This is a genomic window from Desertivirga xinjiangensis, assembly GCF_024436435.1.
Lineage (GTDB): Bacteria > Bacteroidota > Bacteroidia > Sphingobacteriales > Sphingobacteriaceae > Desertivirga > Desertivirga xinjiangensis.
The window spans coordinates 165,891-189,531 of the sequence record NZ_JAFMZP010000002.1; the positions used below are offsets into that span (position 1 = coordinate 165,891).

At 38.8% G+C, this 23,641-nt stretch carries 19 protein-coding genes; all 19 read left to right on the top strand.

The annotated features are described in order from the left end of the window. Nucleotides 1–531: a UpxY family transcription antiterminator gene (locus J3P37_RS05550; protein WP_256010049.1), complete on the top strand. Its 531-nt coding sequence runs from the start codon at nt 1–3 to the stop codon at nt 529–531. 4 nt (nt 532–535) lie between these two features. Continuing rightward, entirely contained in the window at nt 536–1,834 is a 1,299-nt protein-coding gene (tviB, locus tag J3P37_RS05555) for a Vi polysaccharide biosynthesis UDP-N-acetylglucosamine C-6 dehydrogenase TviB (protein ID WP_256010050.1), read from the top strand. 35 nt (nt 1,835–1,869) lie between these two features. Next, on the top strand, nt 1,870–2,928 hold the full coding sequence (locus J3P37_RS05560) for an SDR family oxidoreductase (protein WP_256010051.1): 1,059 nt from the start codon (nt 1,870–1,872) through the stop codon (nt 2,926–2,928). Then, on the top strand, nt 2,925–4,367 hold the full coding sequence (locus tag J3P37_RS05565) for a lipopolysaccharide biosynthesis protein (protein ID WP_256010052.1): 1,443 nt from the start codon (nt 2,925–2,927) through the stop codon (nt 4,365–4,367). Before J3P37_RS05560 ends, J3P37_RS05565 begins: the two co-directional genes overlap by 4 nt. Beyond that, complete coding sequence (locus J3P37_RS05570) at nt 4,364–5,530, top strand: DegT/DnrJ/EryC1/StrS family aminotransferase (RefSeq protein WP_256010053.1); 1,167 nt, start codon at nt 4,364–4,366, stop codon at nt 5,528–5,530. The genes J3P37_RS05565 and J3P37_RS05570 overlap by 4 nt, the downstream gene beginning before the upstream one ends. A gap of 41 nt (nt 5,531–5,571) precedes the next feature. After that, a complete protein-coding gene (locus J3P37_RS05575) occupies nt 5,572–6,435 on the top strand; it encodes a glycosyltransferase (protein ID WP_256010054.1) in 864 nt (287 codons plus the stop codon). A gap of 404 nt (nt 6,436–6,839) precedes the next feature. Further along, nucleotides 6,840–7,682, top strand: a complete 843-nt coding sequence (locus J3P37_RS05580; RefSeq protein ID WP_256010055.1) for an O-antigen ligase family protein — start codon at nt 6,840–6,842, stop codon at nt 7,680–7,682. 49 nt (nt 7,683–7,731) lie between these two features. Then, the gene (locus tag J3P37_RS05585; protein WP_256010056.1) at nt 7,732–8,979 is read left to right on the top strand and encodes a DegT/DnrJ/EryC1/StrS family aminotransferase; all 1,248 of its coding nucleotides are present in this window, start codon (nt 7,732–7,734) and stop codon (nt 8,977–8,979) included. 6 nt (nt 8,980–8,985) lie between these two features. Continuing rightward, nucleotides 8,986–9,582, top strand: coding sequence for a sugar transferase (locus J3P37_RS05590; RefSeq protein ID WP_256010057.1), 597 nt, complete (start codon nt 8,986–8,988; stop codon nt 9,580–9,582). A gap of 10 nt (nt 9,583–9,592) precedes the next feature. Continuing rightward, the gene (locus J3P37_RS05595) at nt 9,593–10,741 is read left to right on the top strand and encodes a glycosyltransferase family 4 protein (protein ID WP_256010058.1); all 1,149 of its coding nucleotides are present in this window, start codon (nt 9,593–9,595) and stop codon (nt 10,739–10,741) included. Continuing rightward, nucleotides 10,731–11,699 carry a glycosyltransferase gene (locus J3P37_RS05600; protein ID WP_256010059.1) on the top strand — a complete coding sequence of 323 codons (969 nt, stop codon included), beginning with the start codon at nt 10,731–10,733 and terminating at the stop codon, nt 11,697–11,699. The genes J3P37_RS05595 and J3P37_RS05600 overlap by 11 nt, the downstream gene beginning before the upstream one ends. A 215-nt stretch (nt 11,700–11,914) precedes the next feature. Continuing rightward, a complete protein-coding gene (locus J3P37_RS05605) occupies nt 11,915–12,595 on the top strand; it encodes a class I SAM-dependent methyltransferase (RefSeq protein WP_256010060.1) in 681 nt (226 codons plus the stop codon). Nucleotides 12,596–12,636: 41 nt separating this feature from the next. Next, a complete protein-coding gene (locus J3P37_RS05610; RefSeq protein WP_256010061.1) occupies nt 12,637–13,701 on the top strand; it encodes a glycosyltransferase in 1,065 nt (354 codons plus the stop codon). 57 nt (nt 13,702–13,758) lie between these two features. Further along, nucleotides 13,759–15,645, top strand: a complete 1,887-nt coding sequence (asnB, locus tag J3P37_RS05615; protein WP_256010063.1) for an asparagine synthase (glutamine-hydrolyzing) — start codon at nt 13,759–13,761, stop codon at nt 15,643–15,645. Nucleotides 15,646–15,667: 22 nt separating this feature from the next. Further along, a complete protein-coding gene (locus J3P37_RS05620; RefSeq protein WP_256010064.1) occupies nt 15,668–16,765 on the top strand; it encodes a glycosyltransferase in 1,098 nt (365 codons plus the stop codon). Between the two features lie 56 nt (nt 16,766–16,821). Further along, nucleotides 16,822–17,937 (top strand): NAD-dependent epimerase, encoded by a 1,116-nt coding sequence (locus J3P37_RS05625; RefSeq protein WP_256010065.1) that lies wholly within the window; start codon nt 16,822–16,824, stop codon nt 17,935–17,937. 485 nt (nt 17,938–18,422) lie between these two features. Next, nucleotides 18,423–20,141, top strand: a complete 1,719-nt coding sequence (locus J3P37_RS05630) for a pectate lyase family protein (RefSeq protein WP_256010066.1) — start codon at nt 18,423–18,425, stop codon at nt 20,139–20,141. 589 nt (nt 20,142–20,730) lie between these two features. After that, nucleotides 20,731–22,089 carry a pectate lyase family protein gene (locus J3P37_RS05635; RefSeq protein WP_256010068.1) on the top strand — a complete coding sequence of 453 codons (1,359 nt, stop codon included), beginning with the start codon at nt 20,731–20,733 and terminating at the stop codon, nt 22,087–22,089. A gap of 406 nt (nt 22,090–22,495) precedes the next feature. Then, the gene (locus tag J3P37_RS05640; RefSeq protein ID WP_256010069.1) at nt 22,496–23,641 is read left to right on the top strand and encodes a glycosyltransferase family 4 protein; all 1,146 of its coding nucleotides are present in this window, start codon (nt 22,496–22,498) and stop codon (nt 23,639–23,641) included.

A 23,641-nucleotide genomic window follows, 5' to 3' on the forward strand; every position in this document is an offset into this window, starting at 1 on the left:
ATGGAAAAGAATATCCCCATAAGGCCTTCATTAACGAAACGCTGGCAGGTAATTTACACCCGGCCACGGTGGGAGAAAAAGGTTGACCAGCTTTTGCAGGCACAAGGAATTGATTCTTACTGTCCGGTGCGAAAAGTGGAGAGCCAGTGGGCCGATAGAAAAAAGATGGTTGAACTACCGCTTTTCAATTCGTATGTTTTTGTAAAGATTAACTGGAAAGAGGAGCATAAGGTAAGGCAAACCTTAGGGGTGCTGAACTTTGTGTATTACATGGGTAGGCCTGCAATAATAAGAGATAATGAGATAGATGAGGTAAGGCACTTCCTGCAAGAAGCACCTGATCTTGAAGTGGTGAACTTACAAGACTTAAGTATTGGCGACCGTGTAAGTATTAAAAGTGGTGCTTTTCTTAATCAATCCGGACAGATCATCGAAATTCAGGGAAAAAATGTGCTGATGGTTTTCGATAACCTGAGTTGTGCACTGGTCACCAAAGTAGATGCATATAACCTGTCATTAATAAACAACTAAATCCATGAGGAACATTGTTGAAAACGTAAAGATCGCTGTAGTAGGCTTGGGTTATGTAGGCCTGCCTCTCGCTGTCGAATTTTCTAAAAGATATAAGGTCTTTGGCTTTGATATTCATTCAGAAAGGGTGGAACAGTTAAAATCTGGCCATGATCATACTCTGGAGGTTTCTGAAGCAGATCTGAAAGATGTCATTACTCAGGATTGCACGGAGCCGACCGGTTTGTTCTGTACCAGCGATGCTGAGTTACTGAAACAATGCAATGTTTATATCATTACCGTACCTACACCCGTAGATAAAAATAAGCGCCCGGATCTGATTCCTCTTTTTAAGGCCAGCACTACTGTCGGAAAGGTGTTAAAGAAAGGAGACATTGTAGTTTACGAATCAACGGTATATCCCGGTGTAACCGAAGATGAATGTGTTCCGGTCCTTGAAAAACACTCAGGCCTCAAATTTAATACAGATTTTTTTGCCGGATATTCCCCTGAGCGGATCAATCCCGGTGATAAGCTGCACACCGTTTCCAAGATCCTTAAAATCACTTCAGGTTCAACTCCTGAGGCTGCAGCTATAGTAGACAATCTATACAGGTCGGTAATTGGGGCAGGTACTCATAAAGCTACCTCTATTAAGGTTGCCGAAGCTGCTAAAGTTATCGAGAATGCTCAAAGAGATATAAACATTGCTTTCGTTAATGAACTAGCTATGATTTTCAATAAAATGGGAATCGATACGCAGGACGTGCTTGATGCAGCAGGCACTAAATGGAACTTCCTGAAATTTCAACCTGGCTTGGTCGGAGGGCACTGCATAGGAGTAGATCCCTATTACCTGGCGCAAAAAGCGCAGGAAGTGGGTTATCACCCGGAAATCATACTTGCCGGCAGGCGGGTGAATGATGGAATGGGTGGATATGTCGCTGATCAGTTAGTTAAACGGATGCTTTCTAAAGGAACAAACGTTGCCAATAGTGATGTCCTGGTGCTAGGTTTTACCTTCAAAGAAAACTGCCCTGACGTAAGAAATACAAAAGTGATAGATATAGTTAAACGTCTTGAGGAATACAAAATAAATGTATGTATTCATGACCCATGGGCAGATGCCACCCAGGTAAAGCATGAATACGGAGTGATCTGCCAAAATGGAGAATCCAAACAGAGAAAATACGACGCCATATTACTTGCAGTAGCTCACCATGAATTCAAAGACCTGGATATTCAGAGCTTGTGTAAAACAAATGCGGTTGTTTATGATATCAAGTCGGTATTGCCGGCTTCCGTTGTAGACGCGCGCCTTTAGTATTATCTGTTCATTATCTAAAAAAAAAATCTCTTATGACTATCATGTATAACATTCCATACCATAACGGCGTTGATCTGGCTAACCTCAATTTCCTGGTAACCGGCGGTGCCGGATTCATAGGATCGCACCTGGTAGAGTACCTGTTGAAATATGGTGCAGCTAAAGTGCGGGTGCTTGATAACTTTTCAACCGGTTTTAAAGCGAATATAACACAGTTTGTTAATCATCCTTCATTTGAACTGCTTGAGGGTGACATCCGTGATCTGTCTGCATGCAAAAAAGCCTGTGAAGGAATCAACATCGTGCTGCATCAGGCCGCCTTAGGTTCCGTTCCCCGGTCAATAGAGGACCCGTCTACAACAAATGAGGTTAATATCAATGGCTTTTTAAATATGCTGATAGCCGTAAGAGATGCAGGAGTGGCCAGAATGGTCTATGCAGCGTCTTCTTCAACTTACGGTGATAGTAAAGAGCTGCCAAAAGAGGAAGATAAAATAGGCAAGCCTTTATCTCCCTATGCTGTCACTAAATATGTTAATGAAATCTATGCCGATGTTTTTGCACGTACTTACGGATTAAAATTAATTGGCCTGCGCTATTTTAATGTATTTGGACCCCGTCAGAACCCGAATGGCGCCTACGCAGCTGTTATACCGAAGTTCATACTGAAGCTTTTAGCTCATGAGAGTCCGCTGATCAATGGCACCGGAGAGTATTCCCGCGATTTCACGTTTATCGACAACGTGGTCCAGATGAATATAAAGGCTGCGCTTACCACAAATGACCGGGCTGTTAACCAGGTGTATAATGTGGCTTATGGCGAGCAAACGAACCTGAATGAACTTGCCATGTATCTGAAAGAGGACCTTGCAGAAACCGATGAATTGATAGCAGATGTTCCTGTCTTATATGGACCGGAAAGAGCAGGCGACATTCCGCATTCCCTGGCTTCAATAAACAAGGCTATACAGCTCTTGGACTATAAGCCGCGGTTCTCCTTCCAGGAGGGGCTTAAGGAAACAGTAAAATCATACGTTTCAGACAACCGGTTCACAGTAGCTGCGTCTGAACACCAAAGTGCCTATTCATGACTTTGCGTGAAAAAACAATCGCGGGCTTGCTATGGTCTATTACCGAACAATTCAGTTCCAAACTGATAGGGATTTTAATATCTATTTTCCTTGCCAGAATATTGGCGCCGGCGGAGTTTGGTTTGATCGCCATGCTTTCGGTGTTTATTTCAATTGGGAATTCTCTGATAGAAAGTGGATTAACTTCATCACTGATACGAACAGATAATCCAACAAATGAAGATTTTTCAACCGTTTTTTTCTTTAACCTTTTCGGTAGTATCATCATTTATGGGATACTTTTTTTTAGTACCCCTTATATCGCTTTGTTCTATAGACAGGAACAACTAATAAATATTATCCGCGTTTACGGCATTTCCTTTATTATCAATGCACTTTTCACTGTTCAAAGTGCAAGGCTAACGAAGGCGATGAATTTTAAGATTCAAACACTTATTAACATTCCATCGGTGATCGGAGGGGGGATAACTGGTTTAACCCTGGCTTATGCGGGTTATGGAGTCTGGAGTTTAGTGTGGATGATGTTATGCAGCTCCTCTATATCAACGCTGATGTACTGGATTTACTCAGACTGGCGTCCAATGCTGACCTTTAATACAAACAGTTTCAAAAAGCACTTTTCTTTTGGTTATAAGATGACTTTGTCCGGAATTCTGGAAAATATCTATAGGAACACCTTTGTCATAATCATAGGGAAGTATTATTCGGCAACACAATTAGGGTTTTACTCTCGTGCTGAGTCGCTAAGCCAGTTGCCATCTACCAATATATCGATTGCCTTAGGCAAAGTAACGTATCCCATGTTTGCTTCTATAACCCATGATAATGAAAAATTAAAAGTTGTATATAAAAGGGTTCTCCAGCAGGTATTGTTCTGGAATGCACCCTGCCTGGTACTGTTATGTGTCATTGCCGAACCGCTGTTTGCATTTCTGCTGACTGAAAAGTGGTTGCCCGCCGTCCCATATTTTCAGATACTATGTATAGCAGGAATAATGTATCCTCTGCATGCATACAACCTTAATATTTTAAAGGTTAAGGGCAGGAGCGATCTGCTGCTAAAATTGGAGTTTATTAAAAAGACCATCAGCGTTGCCGGAATACTTATGGTAATCCCATTCGAAATCTTCGGACTATTGTATTTTCAGCTTGGATGCAGCTTCCTGTTCTATTTTATAAACTCCGTTTATAGCGGGAAAATAATAAGTTATCCGGTGAGCGAGCAAATTGGAGATATATTTCCAACCATTGGATTGTCTGCCATTACCGGGCTCTTATGCAGGTATGTCGACATACAGATGGTTAAACAGTTCAATTCTGTTGACATAGATCGCATTCTAATTATCAGCCTTCTCTATCTTTTAGCTTACTTAAGCTGCAGTAACATGATCAGACTTACTGCTATAACTGATTTTAAACATCTAATCTTGAAAAAATGATACCTGTTACTAAACCCTATCTCCCTAATGTTCATGAATATGAAGATTATTTGAACAGTATCTGGGAGCGGCAATGGTTAACCAACAATGGCCCATTGGTGAATGAATTCGAGTTAAAACTTAAACGCTATCTTAAAATTCAGCATTTGCTTTTTGTTTCGAACGGAACGATTGCACTGCAAATCGCCATAAAGGCGCTTGATTTAAGAGGCGAAATTATCACAACACCTTTTTCTTATGTGGCAACCAGCAGCAGCATTGTATGGGAGGGATGCACACCTGTTTATGTCGACATAGACAAGGATACATTTAACATCGATCCAGCAAAAATTGAAGCTGCTATCACACCCCAAACGTCTGCAATAGTAGCAACACATGTATTCGGTAACCCTTGCGATATTGATGCCATTCAGGAGATTGCCGACCGGTATGATTTAAAAGTGATCTACGATGCGGCTCATTGTTTCGGCACCACCTACAAGAATAAATCTGTATTTGAATACGGGGATATCAGCACAACCAGCTTTCATGCGACAAAACTTTTTCACACGATAGAAGGTGGGGCTGTTTTCACCATGGATCCGGAATTGTTGAAGAAGATGTCTTATATGAGAAATTTCGGTCATAATGGGCCTGAAAGTTTTGCTGAGCTGGGTATAAACGCAAAGAACTGCGAATTCCATGCAGCCATGGGTTTATGTAATTTGAATTATGTCGATGAAATACTGGAAAAAAGGAAGTCCTTATCATTTTATTATTGGAAGCATTTAGAGGAATTGGAAGCGACCTATCCAAAGTTAAATGATGATCTCGACTACAATTATGCCTATTTTCCGGTAGTGTTTGAGTCTGAAGATCTGATGCTTAAGTCACTTGAAGCATTAGCGGCGGAAAAGATTTACGCACGGCGATACTTTTATCCCTCTTTATCAAGTTTACCTTATGTTAATAAACAGTTTGTTCCTATCTGCGAGTCAATCGCAAATAGGATTGTATGCCTGCCTCTTTATCATTCTCTCACGTTTTCAGATCTTGAATTGATTAGCAGAGTGTTGCTTCGTGTTCAAAACTATTATAAACCACAACAATTAAATACCAGTCGTTCTCCAATATTGGTTGAAAAAGAAGTTGTGTTTGAAATCAACGCGCACAAGAATCCTTAGAGCTATAACTCAATCATTTCAAAATCAAACATATCTGTTTAATGGAAAACCATACCTCCGACATTAAAGTTAGTATTTGCTGTATCACCTATAATCACGAAAAATATATAGCAAAGGCAATTGAAGGATTCTTGAATCAAAAGACATCTTTTAAGTATGAAATCCTAATAGGCGAAGATTGTTCAACAGATAATACTTTAGCTGTGATCAACGATTATATAAAAAGATTTCCCGGTCAGATCAAACTGATTACCGGAGATAAAAATATAGGATCTATAAGAAATCTGGTCAGGGTTTTTGCCGAAGTACAGGGTAAATACATTGCATTTTGTGACGGAGACGACTATTGGACGGACCCCCTCAAAATTCAAAAACAGGTCGATTTTCTCGAAAATAACCTGGATTATACATTATGCTTCCACTATTCAGAAGTAGTTGACAGTTTTGAAAAAACCATATATGTTTCTCAATGTCCCAAACCGCTTAGTTATACCTATAAAGATTTCTTAATAGGCAGGAGAGATGAAACCAGAATTGGCACTATGATGGTTGTTAACTCCGAGGAAGTAAGAAACATTAGTAAAAACGACTGGTACTATACCACTAATGGAACCGATGCGATCTTCAAGCTTTATGCAACTGCTGTTACCGGGGGTAAGGGATTTGTTCTGCCCGAAGTGATGAGTTGTTATCGTATACATGCCGGTGGTGTCTGGAGTATGATCAATTCAAAAGTGAAAAAGAAAAAAATGCTTAGTGATTTTAAAATAGTGATAAATAATTTCAAGTATTCTTCCTTTCAAAAAAGAGAATTGCTGAAAATCTACATGAAAAAATACTTCTTCTTCGAGATTCGAAACTTTCGGCTGAATAGTGTTCTTCATACGTTGTCTACCCTATTGTAATTTCTGACATAAGCAGGAATTCACGGTTAATTCCTATAGCCATGTTTAAAAAGCTAACCATATTTGGGATCGTTCTCTTGTATTTATACACGTTATCGTTTAATGTGTTTATGACATCTGTCTTTAGAATCCCAACTCCTCTTTTATTCGGTTTACCCTTAATTTTTTTATTCGGCAAGATTAAACAAATTGCTTTTTCCTATAGACGGGAATTATTGGTCTTTTATATTGCAGCAATTTTTCATTATCTCGTTGGATACGAAGATGTAAAATCGTTTTTTGTAGTCATTATCATTATTACCTGTTGCAGCCTGTTCTATAATTATTTCATAGGAGATAATTTGAATAGGATGAAACTCGCCATTTTTATATTTTATGCTTTATTGATATTTTCTTCGATGATAATGTTGCTTAATCATGTTTATACCAGTCAGATTAATCAATTAAGAGCGTTGTTGACAGGTGAGTCGGTAAAAATCCTGCAAAGTCCTTCTGGAATATCTGCTTTTATTTTTACTTTCGGCTATCAAATAGCAGCCCTCACCTCATTTGGGATAGTGTCTGTCGCTGTTTTTAGAAAGAATCTTCTTATTCAGCTGCTAGTATTTATATTTTGTGTATTGCTGATATTCTGGGGAATGAGTCGGTCGGTGCTGGTTGTTCTTGCGTTGTCAGTTGGCACTTTCTGGGTGTTATTTTACAGGATTAAAACGGTCATTATCTTCGCTGCTTTATTTTCGGTTGTTATGCTTTTGAGTTCCTCTATTCAAAACCTGGCAGGCGGCCGGAAACAAAACATTTTTGCCAAAAATGAAAAGCATGTCAAAGAAAATCGCAGTGGTTTGGCTGTTGAAAATCTAAAGATCATTGCAGATAATCCACTAGGTTTAACCTGGACAGGCAAGACATGGGAGCAGGTAGCCAGATACAACCCGACCTTTAAGTTGGGAGAATCCGGCCTGGTTACATCCCACAATGCTTACCTTATGTTTATTACTTATTTGGGAATTGTTCCCGGTTTAATTTTTCTTCTATTATTTTATCAGAGAATTATCAGGATATTCTGGCTTATCGCAGGGCAGGTTCGAAAACCAGAAAACGCCTTGCTGGTTTCCCTATGTTTTTCCCTATTTGCTATATCTCTCAATTCTTTTTTCCATAATGACTGGCTACTTGGCGGAAGTGGGCCTACACTGTTTCTTTATTTCGGTGTTCTCCACCTTGCAAGGCTCCAGGGTATAAGGTAACTGAGAGGTTCCTTCCTTTACTTTTTATTTCTCATCTAACTTCGAAACTATGAAAATTCCCTTCTCACCCCCGTTTATTGATCAAAGTGTAATAGATCAGGTCCTTGATACACTACAGTCAAATTGGATTACCACAGGTCCGAAAGTAAAAGCTCTGGAACAAGAGATAGTAAAGTTGACGGACTCAAAGGCGGCAATATGTGTTAATTCCTGGTCTTCAGGCGCTCTTTTAATGCTTAAGTGGTTCGGAATCAAAGAAGGAGATGAGGTAATTGTGCCTGCCTACACCTACTGTGCAACGGCCCTAAGTGTGATGCATTGTGGCGCTACACCTGTTATGGTAGACATTAACGATGATTTTACTATAGATCCCGCTGAAATAATGAAAGCCATAACCCCCCGTACCAAAGCAATTATTGGAGTAGATATTGCTGGTTTGCCGTGTGAATATCAGGTGATTAAATCTATTATTACAGATCCTGTCATTCAAAGTCTCTTTACTGCAAGTTCAGAAAAACAGCAAAGATTAGGAAGGATATTATTGATTGCGGATGCTGCTCATTCTATTGGGGCTTCTTATGGGGACCGGGCGTCCATTCTCATGTCAGATATAGGAATATTTTCCTTTCATGCAGTTAAAAATATTACGACAGCTGAAGGCGGTTGTGTCTGCCTTAATTTACCTGAGGCTTTTGATACTGCAAGTGAATATAATTTTCTCAAAATCTTTTCTTTAAACGGCCAAAATAAAGATGCTTTTCTAAAAAATAATGGGGCGGGATGGCGATATGATATACTCTATCCCGGCCTGAAAATTAATATGCCCGATATTTGTGCAGCAATCGGGCTAGCGCAGATCGTTAAATACAAGGAGGACTTGCTCGCTCTCCGAAAGGCGATTGCTTTGAAATACGATGAATCTTTCAGGTTATTCGATTGGTTTATTCCTCCTGTTCTAAAAGATAAAGATAGGGAGTCGTCCTATCATTTGTTCCCATTAAGGATAAAAAACATAATCGAGTTACAAAGAGACAGAATCATTGAGCGGCTCATGGCTAAAGGTATCGTAGTAAACGTTCATTTTATCCCTTTGCCAATGCTTACATTGTTTAACGACCTTGGGTATAATATTAAAGACTATCCTAATGCTTATAAACAATACTCCTCGGAAATCTCCCTGCCAATATATCCACAGCTAACAAATGAACAAAGTGATTTTATCATTCAGTCCGTAATTGAAGCTGTTGTTGCAGAAGTAGGTCTGGACAGTATGGTTGAACCAGTTTATACAGTATAGATCTATATGGTTACAAAACGTACTTTTGATATTGTAATTTCCTTTTTGGCACTCCTTTTTCTGTTTCCTGTATTTATAATTATATCTGCTGCGATCATTATAGACTCAAAAGGAGCTGTGCTTTTCAGGCAGAGAAGAGTTGGCCGTAATAAAGTTGATTTTGATCTTCTCAAATTCAGAACGATGGAATCAAACGCCAGTAAACTCGGACTGCTAACCATTGGAGATCGCGATGCTCGTGTGACCCGAGTGGGATATTGGCTGCGCAAATATAAACTGGATGAGCTGCCTCAATTATTAAATGTTCTTAAGGGCGATATGAGTCTTGTCGGACCGCGTCCCGAAGTAAAACGTTATGCTGATCTTTATAATCCTACTCAGCAAAGAGTTTTTGAGGTGAAACCAGGTATTACAGACTGGGCGTCCATCCAATTCTGCAATGAAAGTGAGCTTTTGGCTCAATATAGCGATCCCGAAGTATTTTATGTTCAGGAGCTGCTTCCTGCAAAGCTTGCGAAAAACCTTAGCTATATCGAACATCACGACTTATGGATTGATCTTAAAATAATTTGCCTTACACTTCGGAAAATTGTTAAGAAGTAATCAATAGAATATGAAAGATAGTTTGTTACTGCTAATGACACCTAATATGAGCCTTCAGAGATGGAGTGAGTTGGGTCACTTGTCAAGGGAACTAAATTATTACAACGCATTATGCACCAAAGGAAACCTCAAGTTGATTATTTTCAGCTATGGAAGGCACGATTCAAAATATATTGAGAATTATCCCCAGGTTAAACTATTGCAGATGCCCGCCTGGATTCCCGCAGGAATTCCCTACAAGCTTCAGAATTTTATATATAATCTGTGCTCGCTTATCTTATTCAGACAATTATATAATCGTGTTGCCTTAATTAAAACAAATCAGTTTGCTGCAGCTGGCTTTGGATTACTTCTTAAAACTGTTTTGAATGTACCTTTAGTTATAAGAATGGGATATTATTATTCTCATTTTCAGCAAATAGGTTGGCTGCAGAAAATTAAAGAGTTTATAGCATTCAAATACGGGGACTTAATTGTCGCAACCTCTCCCGAAGCCGTTTCATTTATTATCAGGTTCTATGGTATCCGTCCAGAGAAAATACTTAGCATGCGCAATACAATAGACCTGGAAAGGTTCAAGCCGTTGGAGAGAGAGAAAAAGTTTGACTTAATATTTATAGGTCGTTTTGAAGCACAGAAAAACATCCAATTGCTTACCACTGTCCTGAATACTGTTAAACTGCGGACGTTAATTATAGGGAAAGGATCGCTTGCTCCTTTGATTAAAAAATGTATCAAAAGCAACGAAAAGATTGAGTGGAAGGAGCGGGTAGACAATGTAGATCTGCCTGAGTATTATAACAGTTCGAAATGCTTTGTGATCTTTTCCAAATATGAGGGTAGTCCTAAGGTGTTATTGGAAGCCATGGCATGTGGATTACCTTGTATAGGAACAGAAGTTCCAGGAATAAGAGAATGTATTATGCATAAAGAAAACGGCTTGCTGGTCACCGAAGACGCGACAGATATTAGCAAACAAATAAACAGTTTGTTTGAAAGTGAAACGAAACTTAGAAACCTTGGAGATAATGCAGTTGCCTGGGTAAATGAGAATTGCGATATGACTGAAAATATCAATAAGGAGCTTATGTTCTATGCAGCTCATCTGAGTATGAAACATGTGCTTTTCCCACTTAATAGCCATAATTATGTTAATTAGTGTTCTTATGTCGGTGTATGATTCCGGGCAATATCTGGAAAATGCCATACTTTCCATTCTTAACCAAACCTTTGAAAACTTTGAATTTATCATTATTGATGATGGCTCTACAGATAATTCGGTTGCCATTTGTCAAACATATGCGTCTAAAGATTCCAGGATTAGATTCATACAAAATGAACAAAATCTGGGTCTTGCAGCCTCGTTAAATAAAGGGATACAGATAGCTAAAGGGCACTATATTGCCCGTCAGGATGCAGATGATATTTCGTCGGTCGACCGGCTTTCTCTTCAGCTAAAGTACGCTTTAGCACATCCAGAGGTTGATGTTATCGGATCTGATTGCTATGTTATTGATATTACAGGCCAAATTGTTTTTCTTAATAGCAGCTATTCCAGGCAGAAAAATTTTCGATCTGTTTTATTGAACCGTAGGGCTATCTTTCCACATGGAAGTGCATTTATTAAAAGAAAAAAGCTTGAAGAAGTGGGATTATACGATACTAGATACTATTATGTTCAGGACGGTGAGTTGTGGTTGCGCTTTTTAAGCAATGGTGCGTTAGTTCATGTATTAAATCAGCCGCTATATTTATACCGAACCGGTCCCGTAGCCACTACTAGAAGAAAGGTAGCTAAAGATTCATTTAATAATGCACTGCGCTTATCATATTCTGAACATAAAAATATAGAACTCGCAAATCTGGAGCTCGATCAGGTTAAAGTGTATTTAACAAATAGCAAATTAGTACAGCGCCCTAATTACATGGCAGAGTATTGGAAAAGTCTCGGAAATGCAGCTTACTTCAATAGTTGGAACATTAGAGTATCATACAAATATATTTTCAAGGCATTTAGAGAGAAGAATTCTATAAATAACTATCTAAAATATTTATTTCTAGTCTTAATTTATTTGATTCCACCAAATATTATCAGGCCAATCCTGGCAATTAGGTGATGTACAAGTCAGTTGCATCATTGCTATATAGAATTAACAAATAAACTAAACCATCATGCGCAGCCGCTAAAAAGCAGAAACAAACAATGCTCATGATAGCTTCACTGCCTTAAAAAATAAATCACTGTAATAAAACCATCATGAGCAGCCGCTAGAAAGTGGAAACAATCAATGCTCATGATAGCTTCATTGTCTTTGAAAAACAAATCACTGTAATGAAAAACTATACATTAAGCGATGTAATTGGCTGGGATGTGGTCAATTGGTCAAAAGCGATTTCTTTTTGGGAAAAGCATATTGATTTACAAAATAGGAATTTTCGATGCCTTGAACTGGGAGCGAGTAAAGGAGGATTGTCGCTTTGGTTAGCTTTAAATAAAAATAACGTATTGTGCACCGATCTTCGCGGCCCTAAAAAAGAAGCGGAATGGCTGCATGGAAAATACAATTGTTCTGAGGAAATTAGCTACGCTTCTGTTGATGCAACAAATATTCCGTTTGAAGGCCAGTTTGATCTTATTGTTTTTAAATCAATACTTGGAGGGATCTGTGGAATGGAAAAAAATGAGCTAAAGAAGAAGATTGCCGAAGAAATATATAAAGCGTTGAAACCTGGTGGCGTTTTGCTGTTTGCCGAAAATATGGAAGCTACATTAGTTCATAAATTCTTTCGGAAGAAATATGGAACCAGAAATTGGAATTATCTGAAGATGAATGAGATAGGTGACGTTTTCTCATCTTTCTCCAACCTTAGGTATACTACTGTGGGATTTCTTGGATGTTTTGGCAGGAATGAACAACAAAGGAGCTTTTTCGGAAGAGTTGACACCGTCATTGAAAAGCTCTTACCTCAAAACTATAAGTATATCCTAATTGGTGCAGCCGAAAAGCGTTAAGCTGATTAAGTTATATATTTTTTTCAACCAGCATACAAAAAATGAAAAGAAAAATTTTCTTTATTCTCAGTTCTCTCAGTGCGGGAGGTGCCGAAAGGGTCTTTTGGCTATTATCCCAGGGGTTTGACAAAAAAATGTATGATGTATCCATTGTCCTTCTAAACCCAAATAAAAAATGTTTTTCTAATGAGCTGGAAGGCGTCACTATAATTGATCTTGGTACCACAAAAGCTTCGCTTTCTTTTTTTAAACTTCGTAAATTGTTGCGAAGAGAACGTCCCGACACTGTTTTTTCGACTGTGGACCATATTAATATCCTGGTTGCACTCGTATCGTTTTTCGTATCTGTTCCAAATCTAATTGCAAGGGCCTCAAATATTCCCTCACAAATTCGAAAATACAGGGGCAGTAAAGCCAGATTTTATAATTTCTTCACTCGTTTTTGCTATGCTAGATTTGATAAGGTTGTCTGTCAATCAGAGGAAATGGAACAATCTGTGAGAACAGAGTTTCGTGTCAGGTCCAACAAATTAGTCGTAATTCCAAATCCTGTGATTTTTACTGATATTAAAGGTATAGGAAACCTGAAAGCAACCGCTAAAAAACTTATACTGGTTGCCCGGCTATCTCCCGAGAAGGGAATAAGTCGTTTATTGCATATTTTACACTCATTGCCTGATCACTATTCCTTAACAATAGTAGGTGATGGGGCATTAAGATCGGACACCGAAGAAAGGTTGAGAAGTCTGAACTTACAAAATCGTGTTAGATTATTAGGCCAGCAATCCAATGTAGTTGGCCTCATCGCACAACATGATCTCTTAGTCTTGAGTTCATTCACAGAGGGCTTTCCAAACGTTGTGCTAGAAGCCTTGTCGGTCGGTATACCAGTTGTTGCATTTAAGGTCGGTGGCATATCCCGTATCATCCGTGATGATTTTAATGGGTTTATGCTAGAACAGGACGACGTACAAGGCTTTAAAAATGCCATAGTGGCTGCATGCTCAAAAAAGTGGGACGCTACAGCTATAAAAAACGATGTGTTTGAACAATGTGCCCTTGACAAAATTACCGACAGGTATGAAAGTCTGATGACCCATAACTAAAAATGGGGTCTACCAGTTCCAGTTCTTTGAACGACTAAATCTAAATAATAATTTCTTATGTGTGGTATATTCGGTTCAACAATTAAATATAATGAGGCGATACTAGCTGAAAAACTGGATAAAATAAATTTCCGGGGCCCAGATTACTCGGGATCTCTTTATATAGACGATCTTGTATTGGGTCATAACAGGTTAGCAATCATTGATCTGGATCATCGATCAGATCAGCCATTTTCTTATTTACATCTACATATAGTTTTTAATGGTGAGATCTATAATTACCAGGACATTAAAAGTGACCTTGTTAAGAAAGGTTACCGGTTTACAACCGCTGCGGACACGGAAGTGATATGTGCTGCGTTTCTTGAGTATGGCAGGGCCTGCGTAAATTATTTCAATGGCATGTTCGCTTTTGTTATCTATGATTCACAAAAGAAAACGCTCTTCGGAGGGCGCGACAGGCTCGGAAAAAAACCACTTTATTATAGCTTGGCTGGTGGAGAGTTTGAGTTTGCTAGTCAGCCCTCACAAATTACTCTGGCACGCAATTTTACATTAGATACACAAGCTATTTATGAATATTTAAAGTGGGGTTATATTCCTGAACCCAGGTCTGTTTGGACTCAGATAAGGAAAGTGCCAGCCGGACACACATTCACTTATTCTTTAACTAACCGGTCTTTTGAAACGGAAAAGTACTGGGATCTTGACTATAGCTGGAAAAAGCGTTTTACAGGCGACTACGGGAAGGCAAAACACATATTAAATAATCTCTTGTTTGATGCGGTAAAACTAAGGATGCATGCTGACGTGCCGCTTGGAGTTTTTCTGTCGGGTGGAATTGACTCTTCGCTAGTAGCTACAGTGGCTACAAAAATAGTCTCGAACGTCAAAACCTTTTCAATGAAATTTAATGAAAAAGGCTTTGATGAAAGTATTCACGCGGCAAAAGTAGCAAATTGTCTTGGAACAGATCATCACACCATTGAGTGTAACTATAGCCAGGCTATGGATCTTATCAGGAATTTTTCATTGTACTATGATGAACCATTTGCAGATTCAAGCGCCATTCCAAGTATGTTATTAAGTAAACATACAAAACAGCACGTAACAGTAGCCCTCAGTGGCGATGGTGGTGACGAGGTCTTTCTGGGTTATGAAAGATATAAATGGATAAGATCCAGAAATTATCTGTTCAGATCTCCGCAATTTGTACGTAAATATATATCCAGTTTGATCAGCTTATCACCACTGTACAAACATAAGTTGGTTGCAAAAGCAATAAACATTGAAAATATCCAATCGCTTTATGTGAAAATGTTTGGAGGGCTTGATAACAGTTGGATAGATATGCCGAAATGCGGCGCCGATGGTCCTTTTATACATCTCCTCTCAAATTCAAATAAGCCGTTGATGGAAACAGTCTCTGACTTTGATATTAAAACTTATCTGAACGATGATATAAACACTAAGGTTGACCGGGCTTCTATGGCCTTTTCTCTTGAGGCAAGGTCTCCTTTAATGGACTACCGTATTATCGAATTTGGAAGAAGCTTGCCTACAAGTTTCAAGTATAAAGGTAACATACAAAAGAGAATATTGAAGGATATTCTCTTTGAGCACCTCTCAGCCCGCCTATTCGACAGGCCAAAAGCGGGATTCACCATGCCGTTTGCAGAATGGTTTCGAAACGAGCTGAAAGAATATGTGTTAGACAATCTTTCTGCGGCCAAGTTAAAACAAATTCCCGGCATAAACATCAGGAGAAGTCAGGAGATCATTAATGAACATATGACGGGGAAATGGAACAGGTATCCACAGATCTGGAAGCTTCTGGTCTTGAGCCAATGGCTTAATAACCAGAATAAGACAGAACACTTCCATCGAATCTCTTTGAACGCTGTGGGATCCCTAAAGGACAGGTCGCCAGGATCAACAGACTAGACTATATTATTATCCTACCATTATGAGCACAAAAATACTATTTCTAACCCCGGGTATGTGGAAGGGTGGCGCCGAAACTCAGCTTTTGAAGATAGCCCGGTTTTTAAAGTTTCAAAATAACGACGTTATGATTATTTCTCTGAAACCAATAAACGGGTTTAACACAAATTTTGAGGAGGAGGGGCTGCGGGTTGTATTTCTCAAAAACTGGAAAACACATTCAATATCCAATTGCATGTTATTGTATAAGGCCGTGAAAGCATTTAAACCAGACGTGACTATTGCTTTTATGTTTATAGCCATCATTTTTGCTAGAATACTGAAAATTCGTTTTAAGTTTAATTTAATTTCCAGCATCAGAACTTCGGTGCTTCCTAAAAAATGGAATATACCATTTAGGCTTACCGCTGTCCTGGACGATAAAGTGGTGTATAATTCTCATGCATCAAAATTAAACTTTGAGAACAGGAATCTGGTTCGAAAACTAGGCATCGTTATCAATAATGGAATCTTTTTGCCCGAACTCCAATGCCAGAATAATGTAAATTCTAGCGGAATCTTCGTTTGGATTTGTATAGCACATTTTAAGTGGAATAAAGATTATCTAACTTTATTCAAAGCGATCGCCCTGTTGAAACAATATAAGTTCAGAGTAGATATTATAGGAAATTTAAACGATGAAGTTTGGCCGTTTAAAGTTATTAAGGACCTTGGAATTGAAAACCATGTTCGTTTGCTCGGATTTAAGCCCAATGCTTCTGAATATCTTAGAAGGGCTGAAGCATTCGTTCTTTCGTCATTCATGGAGGGAATGCCTAACGCTATTTTAGAAGCCATGGCTTATAGAAAACCTGTTGTGGCATCTGCCATTGATGGCAATATTGAATTATTACAAGGAGCTAATGCCGGACTTCTTTTTGAACCTGCTAACCAGCAGGATTTGGCCGATAAGATGGTGCAGGTTATGCATATGAGTGAGGATAACCGTATTGCTTTGGGAAGGAGGGGTCGAAACTATATCGAAAGTAATTTCTCCGAAGCGAAGGTGATGAGCGATTGGTCTGACATTATTAGTGATTATTCAAAAAATGGAAAGGCGAGGTTAAACGCCTCTGTTTAGAACTTAAATTGTATCTATTAAAAACTGATTAATAATTAACTTATAACATCTATCTTATGAAAGTATTAGTAACCGGAAGCGCAGGTTTTATTGGTTTTCATTTAGTAAAGCAATTGTTGGAACGGGGAGATGAAGTTGTGGGCATTGACAACATTAATGATTACTATGATGTAAATCTAAAGTATGCCAGATTGCGCGAAACAGGCATACTCAAAAATAAAATAGTTTATGGTCAGACTGTAAGGAGTGTTGAATACCCAAACTACCAGTTCGTGAAGTTGGATTTAACAGATGCCGAAGCACTGGATGACCTTTTTAAAATGCATAATTTCGACTCGGTTTGTAATCTGGCAGCTCAGGCTGGCGTAAGATACAGCCTGGTTAATCCACGGTCGTATATTGAATCAAACATCAATGGTTTCATCAATCTCCTGGAATGTGCCCGTCATCATCACATTAAACATCTACTTTATGCAAGTTCATCAAGTGTATATGGATTGAACTCAAAAATGCCTTTCTCGGCCAATGATAATGTCGACCATCCGATATCATTATACGCTGCTTCCAAAAAAAGCAATGAGCTTATGGCTCATTCCTATAGTCATCTTTTTAATTTACCAACCACTGCCCTCAGATTTTTCACAGTCTACGGACCGTGGGGCAGGCCTGACATGGCGATGTTTCTGTTTACGAAGGCTATGTTAGATGACAAACCAATAGAAGTATTTAACGGGGGAGACATGAAGCGTGATTTTACTTATATCGATGATATTATTGATGGAATAGTGAAAGTAATTGATAATCCGGCACAAAGAAATGAAGATTGGAACGCTGCGGCCCCTGATCCGTCGTCCTCAAATAGTCCTTATCGTATATACAATATCGGTCGTGGAGAGCCCGTCAGGCTTATGGACTTTATTACGGAAATAGAGAAAAACCTCGGTATTATAGCTAAAAAGAAGTTTCTTACGATGCAAGATGGTGACGTATCAAAAACCTGGGCAGATATAAGTGATCTCAAATCGCTTGGTTATCAACCTAAAGTCTCTGTAAAAGAGGGAATTAAAAGTTTCGTAAAATGGTATAAAGACTTCTACAATTTCGACGAAATCGAGACTAAACTTAGAGAAATCAACATACCAATACTTAACGAATTACCAGTGACTCGCTAGTGTCCTCTACTGAGGAAAACTTGACTGTTTTACCGCTCACTTTTCGGTTTTTATTTAAAATAAAATCGTTCCAAATTCACAACACTTTTCCAAGAATGAGATTGTGGTGATCAAATGTGACAATCATATAGCGTTTTTGTGACATCTTGATGGCATTTTCCGTATCCAAGAGAGTTTGAATTGTGCCAAACGTGAGAAATTTTTTTACGCTTTTAGTTTAATGCACTGAAATCTTCAAAAAAATTCTGGAAATAAAAAACTCAATATTAATCGAAGGGTTTTCTTTTGTAAAGTAGCTTATTTCTTAAAGTGATAATAGATGGCGTCTGTCGAAAGTTTAAAATATATCTTTTTTGTCTAAGCGTAATTTTTTTTGGAATGAGATACCTGGCTTAATACGCAAATTAATCGTTCTTTCATACTGATTCACCCCGTATCCTATTCGCTGTGAAATGCGTTACAGGGGTGTAAATTTTTAAAACAGTATGAAGAGAACATTAAAGCTTAAAAACGGATTAGCAAAAGGTCTGCTATTTTCAACAGTTATCTTATTCAGCCAATGTCAGAAAGAGCAAAATGACTTGGTTCCGGAGGTAACAGTAAATTCCATTTCGGCAGTAAGTTCGCAAACATTTTCACTAGATGTTGCTGCAGCGTCATCAAAAGGAGGATATTCTTATGTGATCTATAAGGATTTTAAAACTCCTGGAGATACTGATGCAAAGAAAACTCAGTCTATCCTCAAGATCTATGAGAATGGTAAAGAGTTGGGCCCAGCACATTCTTTGCACCGGGACGTAAAAATTTCCGGTAAAGGAAGGTTTAGTCATTGGGGAAATGAACTGTATTTTTCAGCGTCTGATAATACAAACCCACGTACAAACGGTCGTAAGTACACCTATAGTGTCGGAAGTATAGCAAGTGAACCTACACCTACACCTACACCGACTCCTGCACCTACGCCAAGCCAACCACTCTCGCTAAACGTTTCTGATGCGTCGTCAATGGGAGGGTATTCTTATGTAATTTATGAGGATTTTAAAACTCCAGGCGATAGCGAATCAAAGAGAACCCAGTCTATCCTCAAGATTTATGAGAATGGTAAAGAGTTGGGCCCAGCACACTCTTTGCATAGGGATGTAAAAAACCTGGGTAAGGGAAGGTTTAGTCACTGGGGAAATGAGCTGTATTTTTCAGCATCTGATAATACAAACCCACATACAAACGGACGTAAGTATACTTATACTATTGGAAGTGCAACTGGTACTCCGACACCTATACCTACACCAACGCCTGTACCGACTCCGACACCAACACCTAGCACTGGTATTATAGGATATGCCAATGTTGATGGGAAAACCACGGGAGGTCAGGGCGGTCAAACAGTAACAGTAACCAGCCTGTCGGCTCTAAAGAGTGCAGCATCTTCTTCTTCCCCAATGATCATCCAGATATCTGGTACGATCACCGGAACAGGAAGCGTAACACTTAAATCAAACAAAACCATTGTTGGACTTAAAGGTGCCGTAATGAATGGAGTAGGATTTAAGATTTTTAATATATCGAATGTAATAATTCAAAATTTGAAGATCCAGAATGTAGTGGCTGGGACAGATGATAATGATTGTGTTAATATCAAGAATTCACACCACATCTGGATAGATCATTGTGAAATGTCGGCTAGCAAAATGAGCAATTGGGATTATTACGATGGCTTGATAGATATCACAAAAGGATCAGATTATATAACAGTATCCTGGAACAAGCTGCATGATACCAACAAGGCGATATTAATCGGCGGCGGAGACGGAACAACTTCGGATCGTGGTCATCTACGTGTAACTCTGTATAAGAACTACTTATATAACATTGCAGAAAGACAGCCACGAATCAGGTTTGGTAATGTCCATGTATTCAATAACTATATTAAAAATGGAAGTGGATACGGTGTAGCAGTTGCCATGGGAGGAACAGTTCGTACCGACAACAATTACTTTGAAGGAACCAATGCGCCTCTTAAAACAGATGTAGGTGGCACAGCTGGTTATGTAAGTGGTGCAAGCACAAACATATTCAAAAGTTGTGGAGCAAACCGAATCACTTCTTCTGCATCTACCTGGTTGCCTCCATACAGTTATAATTCAGAAGTTATTGCGGCAGCTAACGTACCTTCAGTAATAATGAATGGTGTAGGTCCAAAATAAAAAAATCGGGCTTTCAACATTCATCAAATATCTAACGCATAAATAAGGGCTAGTACTAGCCCTTATTTATGCGTTTATAACAAGTGTTAAAGGGAGTTAAAATTTGACTAGTTTTCAATCCACTTTAACCCCAAAAAATCGTTCCAAAAAATGCTGGGTTTATGTAGAAAAAAATAACAATAGATTTAAAGATTTAGAAGATGATGTTCTTATGATAGTTTAATGATCTTCTTGTGACAATAGCTTTTCTGTATAGTGAAATTTTTAAGAAAATCTGTGAACTTATTTTACGATATCTAAAATACCTTTGATTATGTTACCATAAATCTAAATTAATTTATCGCTCTGCTTACCACACCGGAAGAATTATTTTAAGTGAAATTGCTTATTGCAGTTAATCCGGTTGATTTATAGTTTGTGCATTTGTTTGTAAGTTAAATCGCATAAAGCATTGTTAATTTGATTATATAAATTTACCGAGCTTTCCAACTGTGTACCCGCGTATCCTTTATTGTAAAAGGGCCGTTACAAGGGTATAAATTTTTAAAACAGTATGAAGAGCAAAGTTAATTTTAGAGGTAGGCTACCAATGAGCTTATTATTATCCACTATCTTTTTATTTAGTCAGTGCCAGAAAGAGTCAGACAATGATTTTAATCTAGAGACCTTACCTGCTAGCACCATCTCAGCAGTACCGACGTCACCGGCTATTATCGCCATAGACGTTAACAGTGTATCATTAAAAAGCGGAAATTCTTATGTCGTATACAAGAATTTCAGCACTCCCGGAGACAACTCTTCGAAACCAACTCAATCTATCCTCAAGATTTATGAGAATGGTAAAGAGTTGGGCCCGGCACACTCGTCGCATGCGGATATAAAGAATCTTGGTAAAGGAAGATTCAGTCATTGGGGAAATGAGTTGTATTTTTCAGCTTCTGATAATACAAACCCACGTACAAACGGGCGTAAATATACTTATACCATTGGAAGTGCAGGAGCAGGTAGTTCCGTGTCAATTCCTACAACACCAACGCCTGCACCGACTCCGACACCAACACCTAGCACTGGTATTATAGGATATGCCAATGTTGATGGAAAAACCACGGGAGGTCAGGGCGGTCAAACAGTAACGGTAACCAGCCTGTCGGCTCTAAAGAGTGCAGCATCTTCTTCTTCCCCAATGATCATCCAAATATCTGGTACGATCACCGGAACAGGAAGCGTAACCCTTAAATCAAACAAAACCATTGTTGGACTTAAAGGTGCCGTAATGAATGGAGTAGGATTTAAGATTTTTAATATATCGAATGTAATAATTCAAAATTTGAAGATCCAGAATGTAGTGGCTGGGACAGATGATAATGATTGTGTTAATATCAAGAATTCACACCACATCTGGATAGATCATTGTGAAATGTCGGCCAGCAAAATGAGCAATTGGGATTATTACGATGGCTTGATAGATATCACAAAAGGATCAGATTATATAACAGTATCCTGGAACAAGCTGCATGATACCAACAAGGCGATATTAATCGGCGGCGGAGACGGAACAACTTCGGATCGTGGTCATTTACGTGTAACGCTGTATAAGAACTACCTATATAACATTGCAGAAAGACAGCCACGAATTAGGTTTGGTAATGTCCATGTATTCAATAACTATATCAAAAATGGAAGTGGATACGGTGTAGCAGTTGCCATGGGAGGAACAGTTCGTACCGACAACAATTACTTTGAAGGAACCAATGCTCCTCTTAAAACAGATGTAGGTGGCACAGCTGGTTATGTAAGTGGTGCAAGCACAAACATATTCAAAAGTTGCGGAGCAAACAGGATCACTTCTTCTTCATCTACCTGGTTGCCTCCATATAGCTATACTTCAGAAGTTATTGCGGCAGCTAACGTACCTTCCGTAGTAATGAACGGCGTAGGTCCAAAATAAAAACGCATAATAGAACATATTCAATTAGCAAATACATAAGCCATTAAGTCATCCTTGTGGGTGGATTAACGACTTGTGTATTTGTTTTTTTCTTTTGAACGCTTTAATTTTCAATGCATAAACCTTGAAGCGTCGCCCCTTCAGCCACCTTGCCAGATAAAGCAAATATTGACGCTGGATACTAGTGGAAGATAACACTGCTAATATGTATTCTAGTTAGCGTCAAACAATGACTTCAGCCCACGGGCAGGTTGCCTCCACATTAGTAAAATTCATTTCTAAACATGGCAACTGACGTGTGAATTATAATGCAATATGTTGCCCGATGCTCGGTAAGCTATCTTCTACAGGAAAAGTTTAACTATTCATAGTTCGGCAATTATTCACCGATATTCCCCTATCTACCATGGAACCTAAAAAAAGGAAAGTACTCATCGCGTGCGATTCATCCCGGTCTTTGCTGGACTTTCGCGGAAAATTAATTGAAGCTCTGCTAATTAATAACGACGTAGCAGTGTTTACGCCAACCATTACTCATGCCCATATCCGGGATAAGCTAAAGAGTTTGGGGGTAGGCATTTATGAAAACGATCTCAACAGCAGTAACGTTTCCATTTGGTCAGACCTTAAATATATTACGAATTTGTACCGTACGATAAAGGTTAATAAGCCTGATGTTTTTTTTCCTTATGCTTTTAAACCAGTGATCTACGGTTCGATGGTTGCCAAAATGTGTAAAGTTAAAAGCATCACCCCCATGCTTACCGGTCTGGGTTATAATTTTTTAAATACAGGGTCAAAAAAATACCTTATAAAAAGTATCACCCGGCAATTATTGAAGGCTAGCCTCACTACCAAAAACCGGATAAAAGTTATCCTTCAGAACAAAGATGACTATGATACTCTGTTAAATTCTAAGATAATCAATGCCAGGAACAAAGCGTTTATTGTAAACGGTTCGGGGGTGGACCTCAGTCACTATAGATATGTCAAGCCTAATACCTCCTGCATCAATTTCCTGATGGTTTCCCGATTAATCAATGCCAAAGGAGTTAACGAATTTTGCGAGGCGGCAAAACAGCTTAAAGGAAAATACCCACAAGTTCGTTTTACATTGATTGGGCATTATGACGACAATATTGATGCAATTAGTAAAGAGCTCTACTCACAATTAAAGTCGGGCGAGGTAGTTGAATACGTAGAACCTGTCACTGATATCAGACCCTATATTCAGGAATCCTCTGTAGTGGTGCTTCCCTCGTATTATGGTGAAGGTATACCGCGTTGCGTTCTCGAAGCAATGGCTATGGGCAGGGCAATAATTACCAGCGATTCGGTAGGCTGCAAAGAAACAGTAAATCCTTCTTTAAACGATATCAATGGTTATCTCGTGCCAGTTAAGGATGCCAGAGCCCTGGCATCGAAGATGGAACATTTCATCACAAATAAAGTCGATATTATCCAGTTCGGCTTAAATGGTAGAAAATATGCCGAAGAAAGATTTGATGTTCATAAAGTGAACGCTCAGATGTTACAAGTTCTTGAAGGGTAA